The sequence below is a fragment of the Embleya scabrispora DSM 41855 genome (genome assembly GCF_000372745.1).
In the GTDB taxonomy this organism is placed as follows: Bacteria; Actinomycetota; Actinomycetes; order Streptomycetales; family Streptomycetaceae; genus Embleya; species Embleya scabrispora.
In genome coordinates, this window is record NZ_KB889667.1 from 1 (window position 1) to 22,353 (window position 22,353).

Consider the following 22,353-nt stretch of genomic DNA (forward strand, 5'->3'; position numbering starts at 1 on the left):
CCCCCTCACCCCCGAGATCGCACCGTCACATCATCAATCCGCGAATCAACCGGCAGCGTAAGCGTCGACACCACGACCCCCGCCACCGTCGCGGGATCGCTGTAGCGCTCGCGCTCGAACACCCCGCCCTCCTGCTCCCGCACCCCACGCTGCATCGCCGTGGCCGTCCGCCCCGGATACACACTGGTCACCCGCAGCGCCGGCTCCTCCTCCCGCAGCCCGTCGGCCAACGCCTTGAGCGCGTGCTTGCTCGCCGCATACGCGGTCCAGCCCGCGTTGGTGCGCAGCCCTGCCCCGCTGTTGAGCAGGACCACGTCGGCCCGCCCGCGCCGCAACGCCGGCAACAACACGCGCGTGACCTCCGCCACCGCGACCACATTGACGGTCAGTGTGCGCGACCACACGTCCGCGGCCGTCTCCGCCACCGTGCCCAATTCCGCGATGCCCGCGCTGTGCACCAGACCCGCGAACGTCTCCTCGGCAAGCGGTGCCAGCGCGTCCGCGATCGTCTCGGGACGCTCCAGGTCCGCGACCACGGTCCGCACCCCGGGCCCGGCCAACTCCGCGGCCCGCCGCTCCGACCGCACGATCGCGACCAGATCGTGGCCGCTCTCACGCAGCCGGCGGGCGATCTCCGCACCGATACCGCTGCCGGCACCAGTGATCACATAAGTAGTCATCCCGCCACCCTACGAGGTGTGCGCGCACCCGGAGCCCGACGACCTCGGACCGAGCAACCCGGTCCACACCCCGACGTCCCGGCGGCGCCGCACGGCCGACCCGGCCGCGCCGCGGACCGCACGGCCGGCCCGTTCGGCGCCGCGAACCACACGGCCTCCCAAACTCCCCCGACGACCCGATCCCCGCCGCCCGTCGAATCCGCAGCGTCGACGTCCCGCGACCGGGCGTCCCGCCCACCGCGCCGGCCCGACCCGGTCCCGCCTCAGCCGCCCGTGCCCTGACACGGATGCGGCCCGCACCCCGGAAGGTGTGCGGGCCGCATCCGGGCACGACATACGACCGGGCGTCACGCCCCGCGCAGCACCGCCCCGGTCCGCTCGGTCGCCAGCGCCACCGCCGCATCGCGCGCGGCCGTCGCCTCCTCGACCGTGAGCGTGCGGTCCGGCGCCCGGAAACGCAGCGCGTAGGCCAGCGACTTGCCGCCCTCGGCGACCTGCTCACCGGTGTACACGTCGAACAGCCGGACCGACTCCAACAACACGCCCGCGCCCTCGACCAGCGCCGCCTCCACCGTCGCGGCCGGCACCGAGGCGTCCACGACCAGCGCGACGTCCTGCGTGGCCACCGGGTACGAGGAGATGTGCCCGGCCTGCGGCAGGTGTTCCCCGTCGAGGTCGGCGGTCAGCAGATCCAGGTCCAGTTCCATCGCGGCCACCCGCTCGGGCAGGTGCAATGCCTTGAGCACCCGGGGGTGCAGCTCGCCCGCATGCCCCACGACCCGCTCGGTGCCGTCCGCGGCGATTGCCACGAGCGCCGCGCAGCGCCCGGGATGCCACGGCTCGTACTGGTCCTGGCGCACCGTCAACTCCACGCCGACGGCATCCGCGACCACCCGTGCCGCCTCGATCGCGTCCGCCCAGACCTGTGGCCGACCCTTGCCCCACCAGCCGGAGTGCTCCCGCTCGCCCGCCAACACCACCGCGACCCGCTGCGGCTGATCCGGCAACGCCGCCGTCAACCCGGCGAGTTCCTCGTCGGTCGGCCGCCGGTCCACGGCAAGCTGCGGCGCGCGCGGGGTCGACGCGTTCGGCAGGAAGACCACTCCCGACTCGAACAGCGCCAGGTCCCCGTTGCCGCGCCCGAGGTTGCGGCGCAGCGTTCCGAGCAGCCCGGGCAGCAGCGTCGTGCGCAGTGCCGGCTCCTCCTCGGAGATCGGGTTGACCAGCACCACGGTGCGTCGCCGCGCGTCGTCCGGGGCCAGCCCGAGGTCGTCGAACGCGCTCTGCCCCACGAACGGGTAGTCGAGCACCTCGACGTAGCCGGCGCCCGCGAGCGCGCGCCCGATCCGACGCCTGCGCCGCTGGTCCGCGGTCAGCCCGCGACCGGCCGGCACCTGCGGCAGCGTGGAGGGCACCTGCTCGTAGCCCTCCAACCGGATGACCTCTTCGGCCAGGTCGTTCGGGTCGGTCAGGTCGGGCCGCCAGGTCGGCGGCACCACGGTCAACTCGTCGATGCCCTCGACCGAGCAGCCCACCTCCTGCAACCGCTGGGCGACCGTCTCACGGGGGTACGCGACACCCGCGACCCGCGCCGCGTGGTCCGCGGCGAGCACGATCCGCACCACCTCGCGCGGCGCGTCCACCTCGGTCACACCGGCCTCGGCCTGAGCCCGCTCGCCGCCGAGCGCGGCCAGCAGGTCCACCGCGCGCTGCGCCGCGGCCCGGGCCGCCTCCGGGTCCACGCCGCGCTCGAACCGGCGCGACGCCTCCGAACCCAGCTTGTGCCGACGCGCGGTGCGCGCGATGGACACCGAATCGAAGTGCGCGGCCTCGATCACGATGTCCGTCGTGCCGACGCCGATCTCGGTGCTCGCCCCGCCCATCACGCCCGCGAGGCCGATCGCCCCCCGGTCGTCGCAGATCAGCAGGTCCTCGCGGTCCAACTTGCGCTCGGCGTCGTCCAGCGTGGTCAGCGTCTCGCCCTCGTGCGCGCGGCGCACCACGATCGCGCCCTGCAACCGGGCCCGGTCGTAGGCGTGCAGCGGCTGGCCCAGTTCGAGCATCACGTAGTTGGTGACGTCCACCACGAGCGAGATCGGCCGCATGCCGCCCATCTGCACCCGACGCTGCAACCACAGCGGCGACGGCGCCTCGGGGTCGATGCCGACCACGGTGCGCGCGACGAACCGGTCGCAACCGGCCGCGTCCTCGACCAGGACCGGGTAGCCGTACGAGTTCGCGTCCGGCACGTCCAGCAGCGCCGGGTCGCGCAGCGGCTGCCCGTAGGCGATCGCCGCCTCGCGGGCGACGCCGCGCATCGACAGGCAGTAGCCCCGGTCCGGGGTCACCGCGATGTCGAGCACCTCGTCGATCAGGCCGAGCAGTTCGATCGCGTCCGCGCCGATCTGCGCCTCGATCGGCAGCACGATGATGCCGTCGTGGTCGTCGCCCATGCCCAGTTCGCGAGCCGAGCAGATCATCCCGCGCGAGACCCGGCCATAGGTCTTGCGCTCGGCGATCTCGAACGGACCGGGCAACACGCCGCCCGGCAGGATCACCACGACCTTGTCGTCGACCTCGAAGTTGCGCGCACCGCAGACGATTTCCTGCGGCTCACCGGTGCCGTTGGCATCACCGACGTCGACCTTGCAGAACCGGATCGGCTTCTTGAAGCCCTCCAGCTCCTCGATCTCCAGCACCCGGCCGACCACGAGCGGGCCCTTGAGGTCCGCGCCGAGCTGCTCGACCGTCTCGACCTCCAGACCCAGCGCCACGAGCTTGTCGGCGACATCGCGCCCGGACTCGCCGGCGGGGAGGTCGACGTACTCCCGCAGCCAAGAAAGCGGGACCCGCATCAGATCTCCATCCCGAACGGAAGGGTGAACCGGACGTCACCCTCGACCATGTCTCGCATGTCCTCGACGTTGTGCCGGAACATCAGCGCGCGCTCCAGGCCCACGCCGAACGCGAAGCCGCTGTACACCTCGGGGTCGATGCCGCACGCGATCAGCACGCGCGGGTTGACCATGCCGCAGCCGCCCCACTCGATCCAGCCCTCGGACCGGCAGGTCCGACACGGCCGCTCCGGGTCGCCCACCGAGGCGCCACGACACACGAAGCACTTGAGGTCGAGCTCGGCGGAGGGCTCGGTGAAGGGGAAGTACGACGGGCGCAGCCGGGTGACGATGCCCTCGCCGAACATCGCCTGCACGAAGTGGTCGAGCGTGCCCTTGAGGTCGCCCATCGTCAGGCCCTTGTCCACGGCCAGACCCTCGATCTGACCGAAGACCGGGGTGTGAGTGGCGTCCAGCTCGTCGGTGCGGTACACCCGGCCCGGGCAGATCACATAGATCGGCGGGGTCCGGGTCAGCATGGTGCGGATCTGCACGGGCGAGGTGTGCGTGCGCAGCACCACGCCCGAGTCCGCCGAGCCGTCCTCGGCGCGCACGAAGAAGGTGTCCTGCATGGTCCGCGCGGGGTGGTCCGGCAGGATGTTGAGGGCGTCGAAGTTGTACCACTCCGCCTCGACCTGCGGGCCCTCGGCGACCTCGTAGCCCATCGCGACGAAGAGGTCCTCGATCCGCTCGGACAGCGTGGTCAGCGGGTGCCGCGCACCGCGCGGAGCGCGGTCCCACGGCAGCGTGACGTCGACCGCCTCCTCGACCAGCACGCGCGCGTCGCGCTCGGCCTCCAGCTCGACCTGACGCTGCTCCAGGGCCTTCTTCACCGCGCCGCGCGCCTGCCCGACCCGCTTGCCGGCCTCGGCCTTGGCCTGCGGTGGGAGCGCGCCGATCTCGCGGTTGGCGAGCGCGAGCGGCGAGCGGTCGCCGGTGTGCGCGACCTTCGCCTCCTGCAGCTCGGCGAGGTCGCTCGCGGCGGCGACCGCCGCGAGCGCCGCGTCGCGGGCCCGCTCGACTTCCTCTGGTTTCAACGCCTCGACCTCGACCGGGTCGTACGACTTGTTCGGTGCCGACATCTGTGTCCAGTGCTCCTGTGGGGGATCCGCCGGTGGTGGAGGCGGCAACGACGTCCTGCGACGTCCGCGCTCCGAGTTTACTGACGCCGCGTGGGCGTGCGTGTGTCGGCCGGACCGCGACGACGTGTGGTGGAGCGTCCCGACCTGCCGCTTCGGCGGCGTGCTACATCAGGACGTCCGGCATCGCGGCCGGCAGGGTAAATCGAAATCGGGCTCCGCCGCACTCGGCGCGGTCCACGCCGATGCTGCCCGCGTGCGCCTGCACCAGGCCCTTGACGATGTACAGCCCCAGACCGGTGCCACCGCGGCGGTTGCCGCGCCAGAAACGGGTGAAGACGCGGTCGAGGAGTTCGTCCGGGATGCCCGGGCCCTCGTCGCTCACCGTGATCTCCGTCCCCTGCGCACCGGGCGCGGACCCGATGGAGACCGCGCGCATCTCGATGGTGACGGTTCCGGCGCCGTGGCGCACCGCGTTTTCCAGCAGGTTGCCGAGGATCTGGTCGAGTTTGTCGGCATCCAGCCACATGTTGGGCAGCGGCCCGTCCACCACGACCACGAACCGCTCGTCGGGCAGCCCGTTGCACTCCATCGCGCGCAGGTGCCGGTGCACCGCCTCCTCCATGTCGACGACCTGCCGGTTCAGTTGCAGCCGGCCCGCGTCGATCCGGGAGATGTCCAGGAGTTCGGTGATCAGCCGGGTGACCCGGTCCGCGTCCGCGTCCACCGTCTCCAGCATCAGCCGCTTCTGCTCGTCGGTGAACCGCTCCCACTTGGCCAGCAGCGTGGCGGTGAAGCCCTTGACCGAGGTCAGCGGCGAGCGCAGTTCGTGCGCGACCGTGGCGATCAGGTCGGAGTGCCCGCGCTCGATCCGCCTGCGCGCATCGGTGCAGCGCAGCGACACCACGAGCTTGGCCAGCGGGCTGTGCGGCCCGTCGGCGCGCACGAAGGACGCCGTGACCAGGATCTCGCGGCCGGCCAGGAGCAGATTGCGCTCCGGCTGGCGGGTCCGGGTACCCAGGCCGCCGTACGGGTCGGTGCACACCCACCAGCGCCTGCCCTCGAGGTCCTCCAGCGGCAGCGCGTCCGCGATGTGTTTGCCGAGCGCGTCCTCGGGACGCGTCCCGGTGATCCGGGCGGCGGCGGTGTTGAACGTGACCACCGTGCCGTTCTCGTCCGCGATCACCAGGCCGTCGGGCAGCATGTCGGCGTCCATCGGCCCCCTTCCCGTTTCGGGCCCGAGGGAGTTCCGGGCCGGACACACTATCCCAACGCGCGACGTGCCGTCCGGATGCGCCGGACGCAACGGACTGGTTCCCTGACAACCGGTGGTCAAGCCGGGTACGTCGGGGTCATCGCTCGCTTCGCGCGCCGGAGCGGCAGCCCCCGTGCCCGCGTTGTGCGCGGGCGGACGCGTACAGACACACGGCCGCGGCGGTCGCCAGGTTCAAACTCTCGGCCCGCCCGTGGATCGGCACGCGCACGACGGCGTCGGCCAAGGCCCGGGTCTGTTCGGGCAGCCCCCACGCCTCGTTGCCGAATATCCACGCGGTGGGCCCGCTGAGCCCGCCCACGTCCAGCTCCCCGTCCAGGTCCGCGTCCCCGGCGCCGTCGGCGGCCAGGATGCGCAGGCCGGCGGCGCGCAACGCGGCGACGGTGTCCTCGATCCGGGCACCGGTGACCACCGGCAGGTGGAAAAGACTGCCCACCGAGGCACGCACGGCCTTGGGGTTGTACGGGTCCACCGAAGCGTCGGTGAGCACGACCGCCTCGGCGCCGGCCGCGTCCGCCGCGCGCAGCACGGTGCCGGCATTGCCGGGGTCGCGCACGTTCGCGAGCACGGCGACCAGATCCGGCCGCGCGGCCATGGCGCTCTCCAGCGGGACGTCCACGAACCGGCAGAGCGCGACCACGCCCTGCGGCGTCACGGTCTGGCTGATCGCCGCGACCACCTCGTCGGTGGCGGTGAACACCGGGACCCGGGCCTCGTGCGCGCCCGCGACCAAGTCGGGGTAGCGCTCGGCCACCTCGGGAGTGATGTACAACTCGCGCAACGTCCCGGACAGCGCCACCGCCTCGCGGACCGCCTGCGGCCCCTCGGCCAGGAACAACCGTTCACGGGCCCGGAAAGCGCGTTTGGCGAGCCGCCGGGCCGCCGCCACTCGTGGTGATCGGGTGGACGTCAGCTCGGGGCTCGCCATCGCGTTACCGTTCTTTACTCTCGGCCTGTAACGACGTAAGAAATGCTGCGACATCGACGACGTGAGTCGACGGTCAGGCCGCGGCGTCTTCCTTCTTCGCGTTGACATCGGCCGGGAGGGCCTTCTGCGCTACCTCGACGAGGGCGGCGAACGCCGGGGCGTCGTTGACCGCGAGCTCGGCGAGCATCTTGCGGTCGATCTCCACACCGGCGGCCTTGAGGCCCTGCACGAAGCGGTTGTAGGTCATTCCGTTCAGGCGGGCAGCGGCGTTGATGCGCTGGATCCACAGCTGACGGAAGTCCCCCTTCCGCTTCTTGCGGTCGTTGTAGTTGTAGACCATGGAGTGGGTGACCTGCTCCTTGGCCTTCCTGTACAGACGGGACCGCTGGCCGCGGTAGCCGGACGCCCGCTCGAGGATGACGCGACGCTTCTTGTGGGCGTTGACTGACCGCTTGACGCGTGCCACTTGATGAACTCCTTGATGTCAGACCGCGGTGTATCGACCGCGACCCGGGTAAGTCTGGGACCGTCGCCGGTCGCCGACCGGTGGGTTCTCGTCAGCCGGTGCGACGACTGCTGCCTACTACTTCTTGAGCAGCTTCTTGATCTTCTTGGCGTCGGCCGGGGCCACCTCGACGACGCCGGCGAGCCGCCGGGTCACGGTCGAGGGCTTGTGTTCGAGAAGGTGACGGCGACCCGCACGCTGACGCAGCACCTTGCCGGAGCCGGTGATACGAAAGCGCTTGCTGGCACCGCTGTGGGTCTTGTTCTTCGGCATGTCGCCGCAGTCTCCTCGTCGTGCCGCACCCGCCCGGTGGTGACCGGGCAGGCACAGGTGTGTGTGCATATCGGGCGCGGGGCGACCCGTTCCGGGTCAGACCTGCTCGTCGGCCTTCGGCTCCGCGTCGCTCGCGACGGGTGCCTCGGCGGCCGGAGCGGCCTCGGCCGGGGCTGCCTCGGGAGCGTCCGTCTCGTCGGGGTGGTCGTCCCCGGCCTCGACGGCCACGCGGCGCGCGTCCTTGCGAGCCGCCTGGGCCTCGCGAGCCTCGGCCATGGCCTCGGTCTTCTTCTTGTGCGGGCCCAGAACCATGATCATGTTTCGGCCGTCCTGCTTCGGGTTCGACTCGATGAACCCGAGGTCTTGGACGTCCGTCGCGAGGCGCTGCAGCAGTCGGTAGCCCAACTCGGGCCGGGACTGCTCGCGACCACGGAACATGATCGTGATCTTGACCTTGTCGCCCTGCTTCAGGAACCGCTCGACGTGACCCTTCTTGGTGTCATAGTCGTGCGGGTCGATCTTCGGCCGGAGCTTCATCTCCTTGATGACCGTGTGCGCCTGGTTCTTGCGCGCTTCACGGGCCTTCATGGCCGACTCGTACTTGAACTTGCCGTAGTCCATGAGCTTGCAGACCGGCGGCCGGGCGTTGGCCGCGACCTCGACGAGGTCGAGGTCGTACTCCTGGGCAAGTTCCATGGCCTTGGCCAGCGGGACGATTCCGACCTGCTCGCCGCCAGGACCAACGAGTCGCACCTCGGGGACGCGAATCCGGTCGTTGATGCGGGGCTCGGCGCTGATGGGGCCTCCTCATACCTGAAGCGACCGCGGGCGAAGCGGCCACATGTGTCTCGGTGTAACTTCCCCCCGAGCCAGACCCTCACGAAGCCATCCAGGCAAACGCGAAAAAGCCTCGCACGGTTGCATGCGAGGCTCCACCACCGGCAACGATGCCGCCCAGGGGCGACGAACGTGAAACGGACGCACACGAAATGCGTCACGCCGGACCGGTACCCGTCGTCCGTGAGGTCGATCGGGTGGGAGACGGAGCCTCCGCTTGCAGGCCGGGCATGCAGATGCCCGGTCGGTCGATACACCACTCTACCACTGGCTCGAACATGCCGAAGGGCCCCGTTGTTCCCCGATTCCGGGGCATACCCGAGACTGGGCACATGAGCGAGAGCGCCCCACTTATGTCACCCGCCCCCTCCGACGACGTCGCCGGCCGGCCCGAGCGGGTCGAGACCATGACCCGGGACATCGCGGACGTGCCCGCCGTCGAGGTCATCACCACCTTGTCCGTGCACCTGATGAGCGCGGCGGCGGTCAAATTGGGTCTGGCCGAGGACGGCGAGGCGCACAAGGACCTGGACGAGGCCCGCAAGCTGATCACCGCCCTCGCGGGCCTGGTCACCGCCGCGGCTCCCGAGGTCGGGTCCTACCACGCGGGCCCGCTCCGCGACGGCCTGAAGACCCTGCAACTCGCCTTCCGCGAAGCCTCCACGCACCCCGACCAGGTCGGCAAGGGCCCCGGCGAAAAGCTCACCGGCCCGGTCCACGCCTGACCCCACCCGCGGGCGGGCTGCCCCCAGCCCGCCCGGCCCCATCCCCGCCCAAGCCACCCGGCCCAAGTCGCCATCCGGCCCGTCCGGCGCATGAGGACAAGCAGGCCGACCGCCGCAACCCGCCCGGACGCGGACCGGGCGACCGGCCCGTCCGACGATCGAGGACATCACCGGCCTCGGGCCGACGCCGGTCGCGTGTTCAGCGCGTGTACAGCGGCTCCGCGTCGAGTGCGCTGCCGGGAGGCAACATCGCCAGGTCCAGGCCGCGATCCAGCCGCGCCCGAACCACGTCGTCCTCGGCCAGTCGTCCCACGATCCGCCGCGCGGCCTCGGTGACCTCGGTCGGCGAGGCCGCCGCGACCAGGCTCAGGGTCAGTTCGTGCCCGCCGCCCTCGGTCAGGTAGACCGCCGAGACCGCCCCCTCCGGCTCCACCGCCGCCCGCACCGCGTCCAGGATCTCCGGGTCCCGATGCGGCGCCAGGTGCGCGCGCCCCTCGGCCACCGCCCGCAACCGGCTCCCGCTGAGCTCGTACGGGTGCGGGCCGGCCAGATCCAGGAGCAGCGTGTCCGCCTCCTCCGCGTACGCGGCGTGCGCGGCCCGCGCGGCCTCGACCGGGATCGGCCGCGCATCCGACCGCCAACGGGCCAGCGCCGCCACCGAGGTGAACGCGGGCAGCGCCCGGCGCCCGTCCGGCCCCTGGATCGTGGGCACCGCCATGTCGCTGGACTTCTCCCGGCGCAACTCCCCCGGCGCGACGTCCTCCTCCTCGGTCAGAATCGCCACGACCGGTACGAGCAACCGCGCCTCGCGCAACGCCAGCGAGACCGCCTCGTCGTCCACCTCCGGAGCCGCCAGAGCCTCGGCCAGGGCCGGATGCGCGCTGCCGTCGTCGTCGGGAAAACCGGTCTCGGGAATGCTCTTGCCGCTGAAATCCACCCGTCGACTCTAGACCCGCGCCGAACCAACCTCATCCCCGCACAACGCCCGCCCACCCCGGCCACAGCCCCCGAACGGCCTTCGCGGAGGAGGCGCGGGATTGGAGCGTGGGGGTTCGGCCACACCGGCGACACGATCGGCGCGCCGCCCGCCGCGACCGCAGCCCGCCCACGGCAAGGACGCGGGTCGGCGACCACTTGCCGACCCGCGACCCCTACCGAGGTCCGGCTCGCCCGGACCGGTCGAGTCACGACGACGTCATCGAGGCGTCGCGCCCCGAACGGGCCGAGCGCCGGGCCGAGCCGGCCCGTCCTGGCCCGTGCTCGGACGGGTGGCTGTGACCGGTCCGGTTCCCGAACCGGGATCAGCGTAGGAAGCGGCGGGATTTGCCGTCCGGGACTCCCAGCAGACTCACCCATTCGAGTGACCTTCGGATCGCTCAGGGGAGGCCGAGGCGCCGATAGCGAACCATCCGCGCGGCCAGGCGCTCGTCCGCGTCCAGTACCCGCAGCGTGCTCAGCTCCTGGTCGAGCACGGCCGCCACCCGGTGTACGAACGCCTCGGGTTCCTCGGCGGCGTCGGGGTGCTCGGGCACCACCCGGTCCACGATCCGGTCCCGATACAGGTCGGCGGAGCGGATCCCCTGGCGGGCGGCGATCTCGGGCGCGCGCTCGGTACTCCGATGCAGGATCGCCGCCGCGCCCTCCGGCGGCAGCGGCGACAACCAGCCGTGCCGCGCGCAGATCACCCGGTCCGCGGGCAGCAGCGCGAGCGCGCCGCCACCGGAGCCCTGGCCGAGCAGCAGGCACACGGTCGGCGCGCGCAGCCGCACCAACTCGGCCAGGCAGCGGGCGATCTCGCCGGCCAGGCCACCCTCCTCGGCCTCGCGTGAGAGCGCGGCGCCGGCGGTGTCCACCACCGTCACCAGCGGCAGGCCCAACTCGGCGGCCAGCCGCATGCCCCGTCGGGCCTGACGCAGCCCGGCCGGACCGAACGGACCGTGCTCGCTCTGCCGAGTGCGGTCGTGTCCCAGCACCACGCACGGCGCGCCGGGACCCGGGCCGACTCCGAGCCGGGCCAGCACCAGGCGCAGCGCCGGCTCGCTCTCCCCCTCGCCGGTCCCGCGCAGCGGGGTGACCGAGCGCGCACCGTGCCGCAGCAACGTGCGCAGCCCCGGACGACGCGGATCACGCGAACGCTCCACCGAGGTCCACGCCGGCACCCCGGGCGGCAACCCGACGACGTCCTCGCCCGCCGAACCGCGCGGCGGACCCGGCGGCGCACCGAGTGGCGGACCACCCGGACCCCCGGGCGGCGCCGGGCGGGCGTCGAGCACGTCGAAGACCCGGATCGCGACCTGGCGCAGTTCCTCCGGGGGCACGACCGCGTCGATCAGGCCGTGTTCGTACAGGTTCTCCGCGACCTGGACGCCGGTCGGGAACGGCTGCCCGTGCAGCGCCTCGTACACGCGCGGCCCGAGGAAACCGATCATCGCGCCGGGCTGCGCGGCGGTGACGTGGCCGAGCGAGCCCCAGGAGGCGAACACGCCGCCGGTGGTGGGGTGGCGCAGGTAGACGAGGTACGGCAGACCGGCCGCGCGGTGTGCGGCCACCGCCGCGGAGATCTTGACCATTTGCAGGAACGCGACGGTGCCCTCCTGCATGCGGGTGCCGCCGGACGTGGGCGAGGCCACCAGCGGCAGACGCTCGGCGGTGGCCCGCTCCACCGCGAGGGTGAGCCGTTCGGCACCCGCCACGCCGATCGAGCCGGCCAGGAAGTCGAACTCGCACGCGGCCACCGCCACCCGACGGCCGTGGATCAGGCCCTCCCCGGTGACCAGCGCCTCGTCCAGACCGGTCCGCGCGCGGGCTGCCGCCAGCTCGGCCGCGTACGCCGAATCCGGTGCCGCGAGCGTGGGCAGCGGGTCGTTCCAGGCACGGAAACTGCCCGGATCCAGGACGCGTTCGATCAGATCGAGCGCCCGCACTCGCTCGGGGTGACTCATGCGATCAAGCTAATGCCACGCCGGACAACCTTCACCCCGCGGCCGATGAGTCCTACCGGCCGGTACGCCGATCTGGCAGGCTGCGGGAATGGCCCCTCTCACCGCCGCGCCGCCCGTGTCCGCTGCCGCCCCGACGCCCACCCTCGGCGCCGATCGCTCCCGCTACGACAAGGCCACCGCGCACCTGGACGCGCCGTTCGCCATCGTCGACCTGGCCGCCTACCGGGCCAACGCGGCGGACCTGGTGCGCCGCGCGGGCGGCACACCGGTGCGGGTGGCGAGCAAATCGGTGCGCTGCCTACCGCTGCTGCACGAGGTGTTGGCACTGGACGGCTTCCAAGGCGTGATGGCGTTCACCCTGCCCGAGGGCCTGTGGCTGGCTAGCGAGGGGATCACCGACATCCTGGTCGCCTACCCCTCGACCGACCGCGCCGGCTATCGCCGGCTGGCGGCGGACGCCGAGGCCGCGGCGCGGGTGACGATCATGATCGACGACCCGGCCCAACTGGACCTGATCGAGCGCGCGATCGCGGACGTGCGGCCCCGGGCCGAGCTGCGGGTGTGCGTGGACATCGACACCTCCTGGCAACCCCTCGGCGGGCGGGTGCACATCGGCGCGCACCGCTCGCCGCTGCACACGCCGGAACAGGTGGTCGCGGTGGCCGAGGCGGTCACCCGCCGACCGGGCTTTCGGCTGGTGGGGCTGATGGCCTACGAGGCACACATCGCGGGCGTCGGCGACGCGCCCGAGGGCCGTGCCGTGTACGGCCGGATCCTGCGCGCCATGCAGGCCAGGGCCAGCGCCGAGCTGAGCCGGCGCCGGGCCGAGATCGTCCGCGCGGTGCGCGCGATCGCTGCGCTGGAGTTCGTCAACGGCGGCGGCACCGGCAGCGTGGAGCGCACTGCCGCGGAGTCCTCGATCACCGAGGTGGCGGCCGGCTCCGGGCTCTTCCAACCGCGCCTGTTCGACCACTACACCTGCTTCCGGGGCCGCCCCGCCGCGCTGTTCGCGCTGCCCGTGGTGCGCCGTGCCGGACACGGCTGCGTCACCGTGCTCGGCGGCGGCTATCCGGCGTCGGGAGTGCCGGCGGCCGACCGGCTGCCCCAGCCGTATCTGCCGCAGGGCTTGTCGTACCAACCGCAGGAGGCGGCCGGCGAGGTGCAGACACCACTGCGCGGCGCGGCGGCGGACGACCTGCGGATCGGTGACTCGGTGTGGTTCCGGCATGCCAAGGCGGGCGAACTCTGCGAGCGTTTCGACGCCTTGCATCTGGTGGAGGGCGATCGGGTGGTGCGTACGGTGCCCACCTACCGGGGCGAGGGCCACACGTTTTTGTGAGCAAAGGGCCGCACGGATCGCGACCACGACGGGGATCGACCGGCCGTTAACCGGACAAGACCCACCCGTACGGCCCACCGCGCAAAAAACGACCCGTTGAGGGGCTGTCCGGCACCACCACGGATGGCCCACAATGCCCATTGCCGGCGCTGTATCGGCGCGGCGGTACGTCCGGCCGGTGAAAGGTCGCAGCCATGATCGCGCGCTTGGGCACGCTCGGGCAGGAACACCCCGTCACCGGGGTGACGATCTGGCGCGGCTGTGCGGTCGTCCACCTCGCCGGCGAACTGGACCTGCACAACGCCCCGTTGCTGCATCGCACGCTGATCGAGTTGATCGACGGCGGGTGTCGCCGGGTGGTCGTGGACGCCACCGGACTGAACTTCTGCGACTCGGTCGGCCTGGGTGTGCTGATAGACGCGTTCAAGTCGATGCACGCCTTTTCCGGCGAACTGCGCCTGGCCGCACCCGATCGCAACGTCCGCGCGACGCTGCGGATGACCGGTCTGATCGACGTGCTGGGCGTGCGGGACACCCTCCAGGAAGTGCTGGACGAGTTCGCCGACTGAGTCCGGCCCCGACACGCGGGCCGACGTCGGTCCGGTGCGGCATGATCGGGCGGGTGACTGAACGTCTGATGCTCCTCGACACCGCGTCCCTGTACTTCCGCGCCTACTTCGGCGTCCCGGAATCGGTCAAGGCTCCCGACGGCACACCGGTCAACGCGGTGCGCGGCCTGGTCGACTTCATCACGCGCCTGGTCGAGGACCGCCGGCCCACCCGACTGGTGGCGTGCATGGACGCGGACTGGCGACCGCAGTTCCGGGTCGACGCGATCCCCTCCTACAAGGCGCACCGGGTCGCCGAGGCGGCCGGTCCGGACGAGGAGGAGATCCCGGACACGCTCGCCCCGCAGGTGCCGGTGATCGAGCAGGTGTTGGACGCGCTGGGCATCCCGCGTGTGGGCGTGCCGGGCTTCGAGGCGGACGACGTGATCGCCACGCTGGCCGAGCGGGCCGGCATCGCGGTGGACATCGTCACCGGCGACCGGGATCTGTTCCAACTCGTCGACGACGCACGCGCGATCCGGGTGCTCTACACGGTCAAGGGCGTGGCCGCGCACGAGGTGATCGACGAGGCCGCCGTGCTCGCCCGCTACGGCGTGCCCGCCCCGGCCTACGCGGACTTCGCCACGCTGCGCGGGGACACCAGCGACGGGCTGCCCGGGGTCAAGGGCATCGGGGACAAGACCGCGGCGCAGTTGATCGGCGAGTACGGCGACTTGGCGGGCGTGCGCGCGGCCGCGGCCGACCCGGCGGCCAAGCTGACCCCGGCACGGCGGGCCCGAATCCTGGAGGCGGGCGACTACCTGGACGTGGCCCCGGGCGTGGTGCGGGTGGTGCGGGAGGTGCCGCTGCCGCCGGCGGCCGAGTGGGATCGGCCGCTGCCCACCGAGCCGGCCGATCCGGTCGCCCTCGACGCGTTGCGCCGGCAGTGGGGCCTGAGCGGTCCGGTGCACCGGTTGCTCGACGTGCTCGCCCCTCGTCGGTGATGCCCCGAATCTCCGCCTGAGGCCGGCGGCCGGCCACTCGAAAGGGTCGCTCCCGAACGCGCCGGGCGCACGGCCGGTAATGTGACCTGGGTCACACCTGAAAGTTCCGCGGAATCTGTCACGTTCGTCGTGAAGTCATGTCTCCCCAGGCATGCGTACCGACTGTGACACCACGATCACGACCCGACCCGAACGCGATCGACTCCGAGGCGAGCGGCAACGGGTGACCTCCCGAGCCGGTCGGCCGGCCCGGGTCGCCCGGCACAGTGACGCCGTCGAGCAATGCCCGGACGCCTTCGCCCGAGGCGGCCACGTGCACTCCGCGCGCCCGGCCCCGGCCCGGGACCGGGCCGCCGCCGAGATCCCGCCGGCCGTGGCGCCGGCCGCACCGGACGCGCTTTTCCTGTGCGGCCTCGCCCACAGCGCGCCCGGCCCGCTCACACAGGTCTCCCTGGGCACCCGCGCCCGGGCCAACCCGCCGGGCGTCCTGCCGCCGTCCACCGACCCGATCGCCGAACTCCCCTCGGCCGCCCTCCTCCGGCGGCGACGTGCCCGGCGGGCCGCCGCCGATGAGCACGTGCGGCTCGTGGTGGTGCGCCCGGAGGTGCCCGAGTCGCTGCCGTGGGACGACCCGCGTCACCTGCCACCGACCGCCGGACACCTGGAACGCGCGCTCGGCGACCGGGCGCACGCGGTGCCGCCCGGCCGACTGATGGCTCCCCTCGACGGCGACGACCCCGAGTCGCCGGACCGCCTGGACCGGCTGTGCCGGGCGCCGGTGGACCCGCCGGACGGCCCCGACGGGATGCCCGGCGGCGCTCCGCGCAGCCCGCGTTCGAGCGTGCGTTTGGCCGCCGCGCCGGGCGGGACGGGTCGGTAGCACGAGATGAACCAACTCTTCGTGCGTGCGTTCGTCACCCGAATGACGCAGCGTCACACCCGCCGCGAACCCCCGAACGACCCGGGCGCGGGCGTTCGACCCCCGCGCCCGTGCCACGCCACCAGCGCCGGAGCGCACTCCGGGTGCCTTGCCCGGCCCCACCGCTTGTGGACAGAGCGTGTCCGGATGGTCACGATGCTGTCCGAACAATCGGCTACGGCACGGGAACAAGGGGGCAAACGGTGGCACGCGAGGACGACGCGGCGACCCCGGACCCCAGCGGCGACGGGAACGGCGGCGCCGCCGAGGCGACCGGCTCCGGCGCACGTCCGCCCTTCGTCCCCGGCCAGCGCGGCGTGCATCACTCTCGGGTGTACGACGGCGACCTCCGGCCCGAGCCGGCCGCAACCCAATCGGCCCAGCCCTGGCCGGCCGACACCACAGCGCCCCACCCCTTCGCGCCCGACCCGGGCGGGTACTTCGACCCCGCACCGGACGCCGACGTCGGCCGGGCGGCCGCGTACGACGGCCCCCCGGACGGCGAACTGGCCGATGCGGTGCGCGCCGGCGACGGCGACGCCTACGGCTTGCTCTATCAGCGCCACGTCGGCTCGGTCCGCCGCTTCGCGCACACCTGCACCCGCACCCCCGAGGCCGCCGACGACCTGTGCGCCGAGGCGTTCGCCCGCACGCTGCAGGCGTTGCGCTCGGGCCAGGGGCCGACGAAGGCGTTCCGGGCCTACCTGCTCACCACCGTGCGGCACGTCGCCGGCGACTGGACCAGGAGCGATCGCCGCGAATGGCTCACCGAGGACTTCACCGTCTTCGAGTCCGCGTGGGAGAGCCAGGACCGCGTGGTGAAGGCCGACGACGCGCGGCTCGCGCTCCAGGCGTTCCAGGACCTGCCCGAGCGGTCCCGGATGGTGCTGTGGCACGTGGACATCGAGGGCGAGCAGGCCGTCCGGGTCGCCCCCCTGGTCGGCGAGAACCCGGACAACGTGCGCAAGATCCTGGAGCGGGCCCGCCAGGAACTGCGCGACAACTACTTCGTTGCGTTCGCCACCGGCGGCGTCAAGGACGAGAACTGCAAGAAGTTCACCCGGCACTACGGCCGGCACATCCGTAACCGGATGGACTCCGAGAAGCGCCGGGAAAGCATCGACGCGCACCTGAAGAAGTGCAGCCGATGCAACCGGACCTACGCGGAGATGGTCGACGTCCGCGACCGGTACGGGCCGATCGCGCTGGCACTGATCGGCATCACCGCGCCGATCTTCCTCAGCGGCACCGCCGCGGCCGCGGGCACCGCCGCGGCGGCCACAGCCGTGGCCGGCGGGATGGGCCTGGCCGCGGGCGCAACCGGCGCGGGCGGCGTCGCCAGCGGCGTGGCCGCGGGCGCCGCGGCGGCCGGGAGCGCCGCGGCCGGCGCGGGCGTGGGCGCGGCCAAGGGCGCGAGCCGGGCCGGCCAGACCGCAGGCCGCTCGTCGCTGATCGCGGGCGGCGTGGTGGTGGCCGTGGCGGTGGCCGCGTTCGCCATCGTGGACACCGACGAACCCAAGCCGAGGCGCCCGGCCCCACCGGTGGCCGCCTCGGCGCCCGCCCGCCCGCCGACGCCGCCCACCGCCGAGACCCGCCCCCCGCAGCCCTCGTCGCCCGAGCCGGAGGTCGAGCCGCCCGCCAAGCCCCCCGCCGAGCCGGCCGCGACCTCGCCGCCGCGCCCGACGCCCACGAAGTACCCGCCGGCCAGGCCCACTCCGACCAGGCACAAGTCGCCCCGGTCCGGTCCGACCCTGGTGGCCGACAACAAGGAGTTCCGCGCCGACGACAACAAGGTCGGCTTCAAGTGCGACAACGGCGCCGGCAAGTGGTGCGTAAACCCGACCATCACGGTGCCCAGCGCGCTTGCCGCACCGCTGATGCCGCCCGGCTCCACCGCCCGGTGCACCGAGGTCAAAGGCAAGAACGGCTCGCACTACACGCTGTGCCGGCGCTGACCCTACCGGGCGTCCGGTCCGGTCCCCGCCCGGCGCACGATGAATCGGCCGCGTCCCGCAGTGCCGTCCCCGGCGTCCCTCGACGGCCCGCCTAGCCCACCGCGCCCGCGGTGCCCGCCCACGGGGCCGCCGCCTCCAATTGGCCCGCGAGCCGGAACAGGGTGGTCTCGTCGCCGTAGCGGCCGGCGAACTGCACCCCCAGCGGCAGCCCGTCCGAGGTGTGCCCCAACGGCACCGACATGGCCGGCTGCCCGGTCACGTTGAACAGGCTGGTGAACGCGGCCATCCCGCGCATCCCGCGCAGCGCGGCCAGCGGATCGCGGTTGGGGTCCAACTCGCCCAGCAGCGGCGGCACCACCGCCATCGTCGGGGTCAGCAGCACGTCGAAGCGCCCGGTCAGCCGGGTCACCGCCCGCCCGATCGCGTGCATCTTGTCGATCGCGGCCAGGTAGCGCGCCAGCGACAACCCGCGGCCCTTGTCCACGATCAGCCGGGTGGCCCCGTCCAGATCGTCCGCCTGGAGCTCGCGCCCCAACTCGGCCAGGCGCAGATCCACCATCCGCGCCATGTGCGCCGCGCTGATCGGCGCGATCACCTCGCCCGGCCGGGTCAGCGTGTCCGGCCAGGTCACCGGCTCCACGTCGTGCCCCAGCGCGACACACAGCGCGGCGGCCTCCTCGGCGACCCGTACACACTCGGGGTCCACCGCCACGTCCGCGTCCACCGGCGCCAGGATCAGCCCGATCCGCAGCCGCCCGGGATCCGCGCCCACCTCGGCGGCGTACGGGCCCACCGGTGGCGGCGCGTGATACGGATCGCCCGGCTCGGGGGTGCCGGTGACGTCGAGCAGCGTCGCGCTGTCGCGCACCGTGCGGGTGACCGCGTGCGCGACCGCGAGGCCGGCCCACGACTCGCCGTGCTCGGGCCCCGGAGTGACCCGGCCGCGGCTCGGCTTGAGCCCGAACACCCCGCAGCACGCGGCCGGGATCCGAATCGAGCCGCCGCCGTCGGTGGCGTGCGCGACCGGCACCATGCCCGCCGCGACCGCCGCCGCCGACCCGCCGCTGGAGCCGCCCGTGCTGCGGTCGCGATGCCAGGGGTTGTGCGCGGGGCCGAACAGGCCGGACTCGGTGCTCGTACCGAGCCCGAACTCGGGGGTGTTGGTCTTGCCCACGATCAGCACACCGGCCGCCCGCAACCGGGTCACCAGCGTGCTGTCGCGCGCCGCGACCGCACCGGCGAACAACCGTGACCCGTTGCTCGTGACCATCCCGGCCACGTCGCACTCCAGGTCCTTGATCAGATACGGCACGCCCGCGAGCACTCCGGGCAACAATCCGGCGACCGCGGCCCGGGCCTGCTCCTCGCACAACGCAACCACCGCGCCCAGGGCCGGCTCGCGCTCCTTGATCGCCTCGAAGGTGACGTCGAGCACCTGGTCCGCGCTCACCTCGCCACGGGCGATCAGGCCCGCGAGCCCGGTGGCGTCATAGGACTGATACTCGTCGATCCGCACGGCACGACCTCCAGCGCTGGTGAACACGTCCGCCCCGCACCGTACGCGACGGTTGCCCGACGCCGGGCGCCCCGTGGGCGGATCGGCAAAATCCGGCGCGCGCACCGCGATCGGCAGCGCGCGGGCCACGGAAGGTGCCGCCGCGTCGCCCGCTCAGCCCACCGACGAATACGCGACCACGCCTCGGCGCAGCCCCTCCACCGCCTTGCGCGCGGTGCCGCCGACCTTGCTGTCGTCGGGGGCCGCGGCCGCGATCTGGCCGAGCACGTCGACGAGTTGCTTGATCCAGCGGACGAAGTCGCCGGCCGGCAGGTCCGCCTCGCCGAGCACCGCGTCCAGACTCAGCCCCGAGGCCCACGAGTACGCCGTCCAGGCGAAGCCCAGATCCGGCTCGCGCAGGAAGTCGAGGTGGTGCTGCCCCTCCAGCGCGTCCAGGTGGCCCCACAGCCGCACCATGTCGGCCAGCGCGGCGTGCGCCGCACCGCCCGGCAGCTTGGGCGCCATCGCGTCGTCCGGCTGCCGCGACTCGTACACCAACGCGGAGGCGCACGCGGCCAGTTCGGCCGGGGTCAGCTCCTCCCACAGGCCCTCGCGCAGGCACTCGGCGGTGAGCAGGTCCAACTCGGCGTAGATCCGCGCGAGTCGGCGCCCGTCCTCGGTGACCGTGTCGCCCTCGAGGTAGTCCAGGTCGGTGAGCATCGCGCAGACCCGGTCGAAGGTGCGCGCGATGGTGTGCGTGCGGCCCTTCATCCGGCTCTCGATCACCTGGGTGTCGCGCAGCAGCCGGTAGTAGCGCTCGGCCCAGCGCGCATGCTCCTCACGGTCGTCGCAGCCGTGGCACGGGTGCTGCCGGATGGCCTGCCGCAACCGGGTGATCTCCGGGTCGTCGGCCGACGGCGAGCGCTGCTTGCGGGCCCGCGGCTGGTCCACGTGGCCGGCCTTGCTGCGCAGCGAGGACGCCAGGTCGCGGCGGGACTGCGGATTGCGCGCGTTGAACGAACGCGGGATGCGCAGCCGGTCGATCACGGCGACCGGCACGGGGAAGTCGATCCCGGCCAGTCGGCGGGCCTGCCGGTCCGAGGTGAGCACGAACGGGCGCGGCCCCTCCGGTCCCTGGTCGGTGCCCGGGTCCAGGACCACCGCGAGGCCCGCGTACTTTCCGGTGGGCACCACGATGATGTCGCCGGCCCTGAGCTTCTCCAGCGACGCGGCGGCCTGGGCCCGGCGCTGCGAGGCGCCCTCGCGGGCCAACTCGGTTTCCCGGTCCTTGAGCGCGCGGCGCAACCGCCCGTACTCGGCGAAGTCGCCCAGGTGGCAGGTCATCGCCTCGTGGTAGCCGGCCAGCCCCTCCTCGTTGCGCTGCACCTGGCGGGTCAGCCCGACCACCGAGCGGTCCGCCTGGAACTGCGCGAACGAGGTCTCCAGGAGCTCGCGCGAGCGGTGTCGACCGACCTGGCCGACCAGATTGACCGCCATGTTGTAGGACGGCTTGAAGGACGAGCGCAGCGGATAGGTGCGAGTGCCCGCGAGGCCGGCCAGGTGGCCGGCGTCGAAGCCCTGGTGCCACAGCACCACCGCGTGGCCCTCCACGTCGATGCCGCGGCGCCCGGCGCGCCCGGTGAGCTGGGTGTACTCGCCGGCGGTCAGGTCGGCGTGCGTCTCGCCGTTCCACTTGACCAGCTTCTCCAGCACCACCGAGCGAGCCGGCATGTTGATCCCCAGCGCCAGCGTCTCGGTCGCGAACACCGCCTTGACCAGGCCCTTGACGAACAGTTCCTCGACGACCTCCTTGAAGGTCGGCAACATGCCCGCGTGGTGCGCGGCGATCCCGCGCTGGAGCGCCTCCAGCCACGAGTGGTAGCCCAGCACGTGCCGATCCTCGTCCGGGATCCCGGTGGTGCGCGCCTCCACGATCGCGCGCACCTCGGCCCGCTCCGCCTCGCCGTTGAGCCGCAGGCCGGCGTGCAGGCACTGCTGGACGGCCGCCTCGCAACCCTTGCGGCTGAAGATGAAGGTGATCGCGGGCAGCAGGCCCTCGGCGTCGAGCCGGTCGATCACCTCGGCGCGGCTGGGGGTCCAGATCCGGCTGCGCACCGGCCGGGTCTCCTGGCCGCGGTTGCGCCGGTAGCGGTCCTGCGGTCGGCCCGTGCGCTCGCTCTCCATCCGGCCCAGCCGGATCAGCTCGGGGTTGACCTCGGTGTGGTTCTCGTCGGTGAACAGGTCGTAGGTGCGGTTGCCCGCGATCACGTGCTGCCACAGCGGTACCGGACGGTGCTCGGAGACCACGACGGCGGTGTCGCCGCGCACGGTGCCCAGCCAGTCGCCGAACTCCTCGGCGTTGCTGACGGTCGCCGAGAGCGAGACCAGGGTGACCGACTCGGAGAGGTGGATGATCACCTCTTCCCACACCGCGCCGCGGAAGCGGTCGGAGAGGTAGTGCACCTCGTCCATCACGACGTAGCCCAGACCGTTCAACGCGTTCGAGGACGCGTAGAGCATGTTCCGCAGCACCTCGGTGGTCATCACGATCACCGGGGCGTCGCTGTTGACCGAGTTGTCCCCGGTGAGCAGGCCCACGTTCGCCGCGCCGTAGAGCTTCTGGAAGTCGGCGAACTTCTGGTTCGACAGCGCCTTGATGGGCGTCGTGTAGAAGCACTTGCGGCCCTGTTCGAGCGCGAGGTGCACGGCGAACTCGCCGACCACCGTCTTGCCCGAACCGGTCGGCGCCGCGACCAGGACCCCCTTGCCGCTTTCCAACGCGCGGCACGCCTCGACCTGGAAGGGGTCGAGACCGAAGGGGTACTGCTCGCGGAACGCGTGCAGACTCGTCCGTTCGTCGGCGGCCCGGCGGCGCGAGGCCGCGTAGCGCTCGGCGGGGGACATCTGGGTGTCGCGGTCCGTGCCGCGTGAAGGATCGAGAGGCATCTCGTCAAGCA

General features: G+C 72.7%; 18 protein-coding genes. 6 read left to right on the top strand and 12 right to left on the bottom strand.

Translation table 11 applies throughout. The features are described 5' to 3' along the window. Window positions 1-5 precede the first annotated feature (5 nt). The 8 genes from A3IC_RS0120925 to infC form a co-directional block, all read right to left on the bottom strand. A complete protein-coding gene (locus tag A3IC_RS0120925; RefSeq protein ID WP_026218525.1) occupies window positions 6-680 on the bottom strand; it encodes an SDR family oxidoreductase in 675 nt (224 codons plus the stop codon). Between the two features lie 347 nt (window positions 681-1,027). After that, entirely contained in the window at window positions 1,028-3,535 is a 2,508-nt protein-coding gene (gene pheT / locus A3IC_RS0120930; RefSeq protein WP_020552009.1) for a phenylalanine--tRNA ligase subunit beta, read from the bottom strand. Then, the gene (gene pheS / locus A3IC_RS0120935) at window positions 3,535-4,656 is read right to left on the bottom strand and encodes a phenylalanine--tRNA ligase subunit alpha (protein WP_020552010.1); all 1,122 of its coding nucleotides are present in this window, start codon (window positions 4,654-4,656) and stop codon (window positions 3,535-3,537) included. Before pheS ends, pheT begins: the two co-directional genes overlap by 1 nt. Window positions 4,657-4,819: 163 nt before the next feature. Beyond that, window positions 4,820-5,869 (bottom strand): sensor histidine kinase, encoded by a 1,050-nt coding sequence (locus A3IC_RS55605; protein WP_020552011.1) that lies wholly within the window; start codon window positions 5,867-5,869, stop codon window positions 4,820-4,822. Between the two features lie 136 nt (window positions 5,870-6,005). Next, window positions 6,006-6,854 carry a TrmH family RNA methyltransferase gene (locus A3IC_RS0120945; protein ID WP_026218526.1) on the bottom strand — a complete coding sequence of 283 codons (849 nt, stop codon included), beginning with the start codon at window positions 6,852-6,854 and terminating at the stop codon, window positions 6,006-6,008. A 73-nt stretch (window positions 6,855-6,927) separates the two neighbouring features. Further along, window positions 6,928-7,320, bottom strand: coding sequence for a 50S ribosomal protein L20 (rplT, locus tag A3IC_RS0120950; RefSeq protein ID WP_020552013.1), 393 nt, complete (start codon window positions 7,318-7,320; stop codon window positions 6,928-6,930). Between the two features lie 117 nt (window positions 7,321-7,437). After that, window positions 7,438-7,632, bottom strand: coding sequence for a 50S ribosomal protein L35 (gene rpmI / locus A3IC_RS0120955; protein WP_020552014.1), 195 nt, complete (start codon window positions 7,630-7,632; stop codon window positions 7,438-7,440). 96 nt (window positions 7,633-7,728) lie between these two features. Beyond that, window positions 7,729-8,430 (bottom strand): translation initiation factor IF-3, encoded by a 702-nt coding sequence (infC, locus tag A3IC_RS0120960; RefSeq protein ID WP_079026576.1) that lies wholly within the window; start codon window positions 8,428-8,430, stop codon window positions 7,729-7,731. A gap of 392 nt (window positions 8,431-8,822) precedes the next feature. Here infC and A3IC_RS0120965 point away from each other — a divergent pair, with 392 nt between their 5' ends. Beyond that, complete coding sequence (locus A3IC_RS0120965; RefSeq protein WP_020552016.1) at window positions 8,823-9,194, top strand: DUF1844 domain-containing protein; 372 nt, start codon at window positions 8,823-8,825, stop codon at window positions 9,192-9,194. A 199-nt stretch (window positions 9,195-9,393) separates the two neighbouring features. Here A3IC_RS0120965 and A3IC_RS0120970 read toward each other — a convergent pair whose 3' ends face one another. Together A3IC_RS0120970 and A3IC_RS0120975 are read right to left on the bottom strand one after the other, a co-directional pair. Further along, window positions 9,394-10,131 carry an SseB family protein gene (locus A3IC_RS0120970; RefSeq protein ID WP_020552017.1) on the bottom strand — a complete coding sequence of 246 codons (738 nt, stop codon included), beginning with the start codon at window positions 10,129-10,131 and terminating at the stop codon, window positions 9,394-9,396. A gap of 439 nt (window positions 10,132-10,570) precedes the next feature. After that, window positions 10,571-12,136 (bottom strand): carboxyl transferase domain-containing protein, encoded by a 1,566-nt coding sequence (locus A3IC_RS0120975; protein WP_040876940.1) that lies wholly within the window; start codon window positions 12,134-12,136, stop codon window positions 10,571-10,573. Window positions 12,137-12,224: 88 nt separating this feature from the next. Between A3IC_RS0120975 and A3IC_RS0120980 the strand changes: the two genes are divergently transcribed. From A3IC_RS0120980 to A3IC_RS55610, 5 genes are all read left to right on the top strand, one after another. Further along, window positions 12,225-13,475, top strand: coding sequence for an amino acid deaminase/aldolase (locus tag A3IC_RS0120980; protein ID WP_020552019.1), 1,251 nt, complete (start codon window positions 12,225-12,227; stop codon window positions 13,473-13,475). A 194-nt stretch (window positions 13,476-13,669) separates the two neighbouring features. After that, window positions 13,670-14,044, top strand: a complete 375-nt coding sequence (locus tag A3IC_RS0120985) for an STAS domain-containing protein (RefSeq protein ID WP_020552020.1) — start codon at window positions 13,670-13,672, stop codon at window positions 14,042-14,044. A 68-nt stretch (window positions 14,045-14,112) separates the two neighbouring features. Continuing rightward, window positions 14,113-15,027 (top strand): 5'-3' exonuclease, encoded by a 915-nt coding sequence (locus tag A3IC_RS0120990; protein WP_026218531.1) that lies wholly within the window; start codon window positions 14,113-14,115, stop codon window positions 15,025-15,027. A 151-nt stretch (window positions 15,028-15,178) separates the two neighbouring features. Next, on the top strand, window positions 15,179-15,907 hold the full coding sequence (locus A3IC_RS68820) for a hypothetical protein (protein WP_020552022.1): 729 nt from the start codon (window positions 15,179-15,181) through the stop codon (window positions 15,905-15,907). A gap of 242 nt (window positions 15,908-16,149) precedes the next feature. Beyond that, complete coding sequence (locus tag A3IC_RS55610) at window positions 16,150-17,901, top strand: RNA polymerase sigma factor (RefSeq protein WP_052173670.1); 1,752 nt, start codon at window positions 16,150-16,152, stop codon at window positions 17,899-17,901. 91 nt (window positions 17,902-17,992) lie between these two features. Here A3IC_RS55610 and A3IC_RS0121005 read toward each other — a convergent pair whose 3' ends face one another. Both A3IC_RS0121005 and A3IC_RS0121010 read right to left on the bottom strand, forming a co-directional pair. Further along, entirely contained in the window at window positions 17,993-19,417 is a 1,425-nt protein-coding gene (locus A3IC_RS0121005; RefSeq protein ID WP_026218532.1) for an amidase, read from the bottom strand. 153 nt (window positions 19,418-19,570) lie between these two features. Then, window positions 19,571-22,300: a DEAD/DEAH box helicase gene (locus A3IC_RS0121010; protein ID WP_020552024.1), complete on the bottom strand. Its 2,730-nt coding sequence runs from the start codon at window positions 22,298-22,300 to the stop codon at window positions 19,571-19,573. Between the last annotated feature and the right edge of the window lie 53 nt (window positions 22,301-22,353).

What these genes read in the sequence shown, in the direction of transcription:
- A3IC_RS68820 (WP_020552022.1), top strand. Translation starts at nt 15,179, where the DNA reads ATGCGTACCGACTGTGACACCACGATCACGACCCGACCCGAACGCGAT.
- A3IC_RS55605 (WP_020552011.1), bottom strand. Translation starts at nt 5,869, where the DNA reads ATGGACGCCGACATGCTGCCCGACGGCCTGGTGATCGCGGACGAGAAC.
- pheS (WP_020552010.1), bottom strand. Translation starts at nt 4,656, where the DNA reads ATGTCGGCACCGAACAAGTCGTACGACCCGGTCGAGGTCGAGGCGTTG.
- A3IC_RS0120925 (WP_026218525.1), bottom strand. Translation starts at nt 680, where the DNA reads ATGACTACTTATGTGATCACTGGTGCCGGCAGCGGTATCGGTGCGGAG.
- A3IC_RS0120980 (WP_020552019.1), top strand. Translation starts at nt 12,225, where the DNA reads ATGGCCCCTCTCACCGCCGCGCCGCCCGTGTCCGCTGCCGCCCCGACG.
- A3IC_RS0120975 (WP_040876940.1), bottom strand. Translation starts at nt 12,136, where the DNA reads ATGAGTCACCCCGAGCGAGTGCGGGCGCTCGATCTGATCGAACGCGTC.
- A3IC_RS0120965 (WP_020552016.1), top strand. Translation starts at nt 8,823, where the DNA reads ATGTCACCCGCCCCCTCCGACGACGTCGCCGGCCGGCCCGAGCGGGTC.
- A3IC_RS0121010 (WP_020552024.1), bottom strand. Translation starts at nt 22,300, where the DNA reads ATGTCCCCCGCCGAGCGCTACGCGGCCTCGCGCCGCCGGGCCGCCGAC.
- rpmI (WP_020552014.1), bottom strand. Translation starts at nt 7,632, where the DNA reads ATGCCGAAGAACAAGACCCACAGCGGTGCCAGCAAGCGCTTTCGTATC.
- A3IC_RS0120990 (WP_026218531.1), top strand. Translation starts at nt 14,113, where the DNA reads ATGCTCCTCGACACCGCGTCCCTGTACTTCCGCGCCTACTTCGGCGTC.
- A3IC_RS0120985 (WP_020552020.1), top strand. Translation starts at nt 13,670, where the DNA reads ATGATCGCGCGCTTGGGCACGCTCGGGCAGGAACACCCCGTCACCGGG.
- pheT (WP_020552009.1), bottom strand. Translation starts at nt 3,535, where the DNA reads ATGCGGGTCCCGCTTTCTTGGCTGCGGGAGTACGTCGACCTCCCCGCC.
- A3IC_RS0120945 (WP_026218526.1), bottom strand. Translation starts at nt 6,854, where the DNA reads ATGGCGAGCCCCGAGCTGACGTCCACCCGATCACCACGAGTGGCGGCG.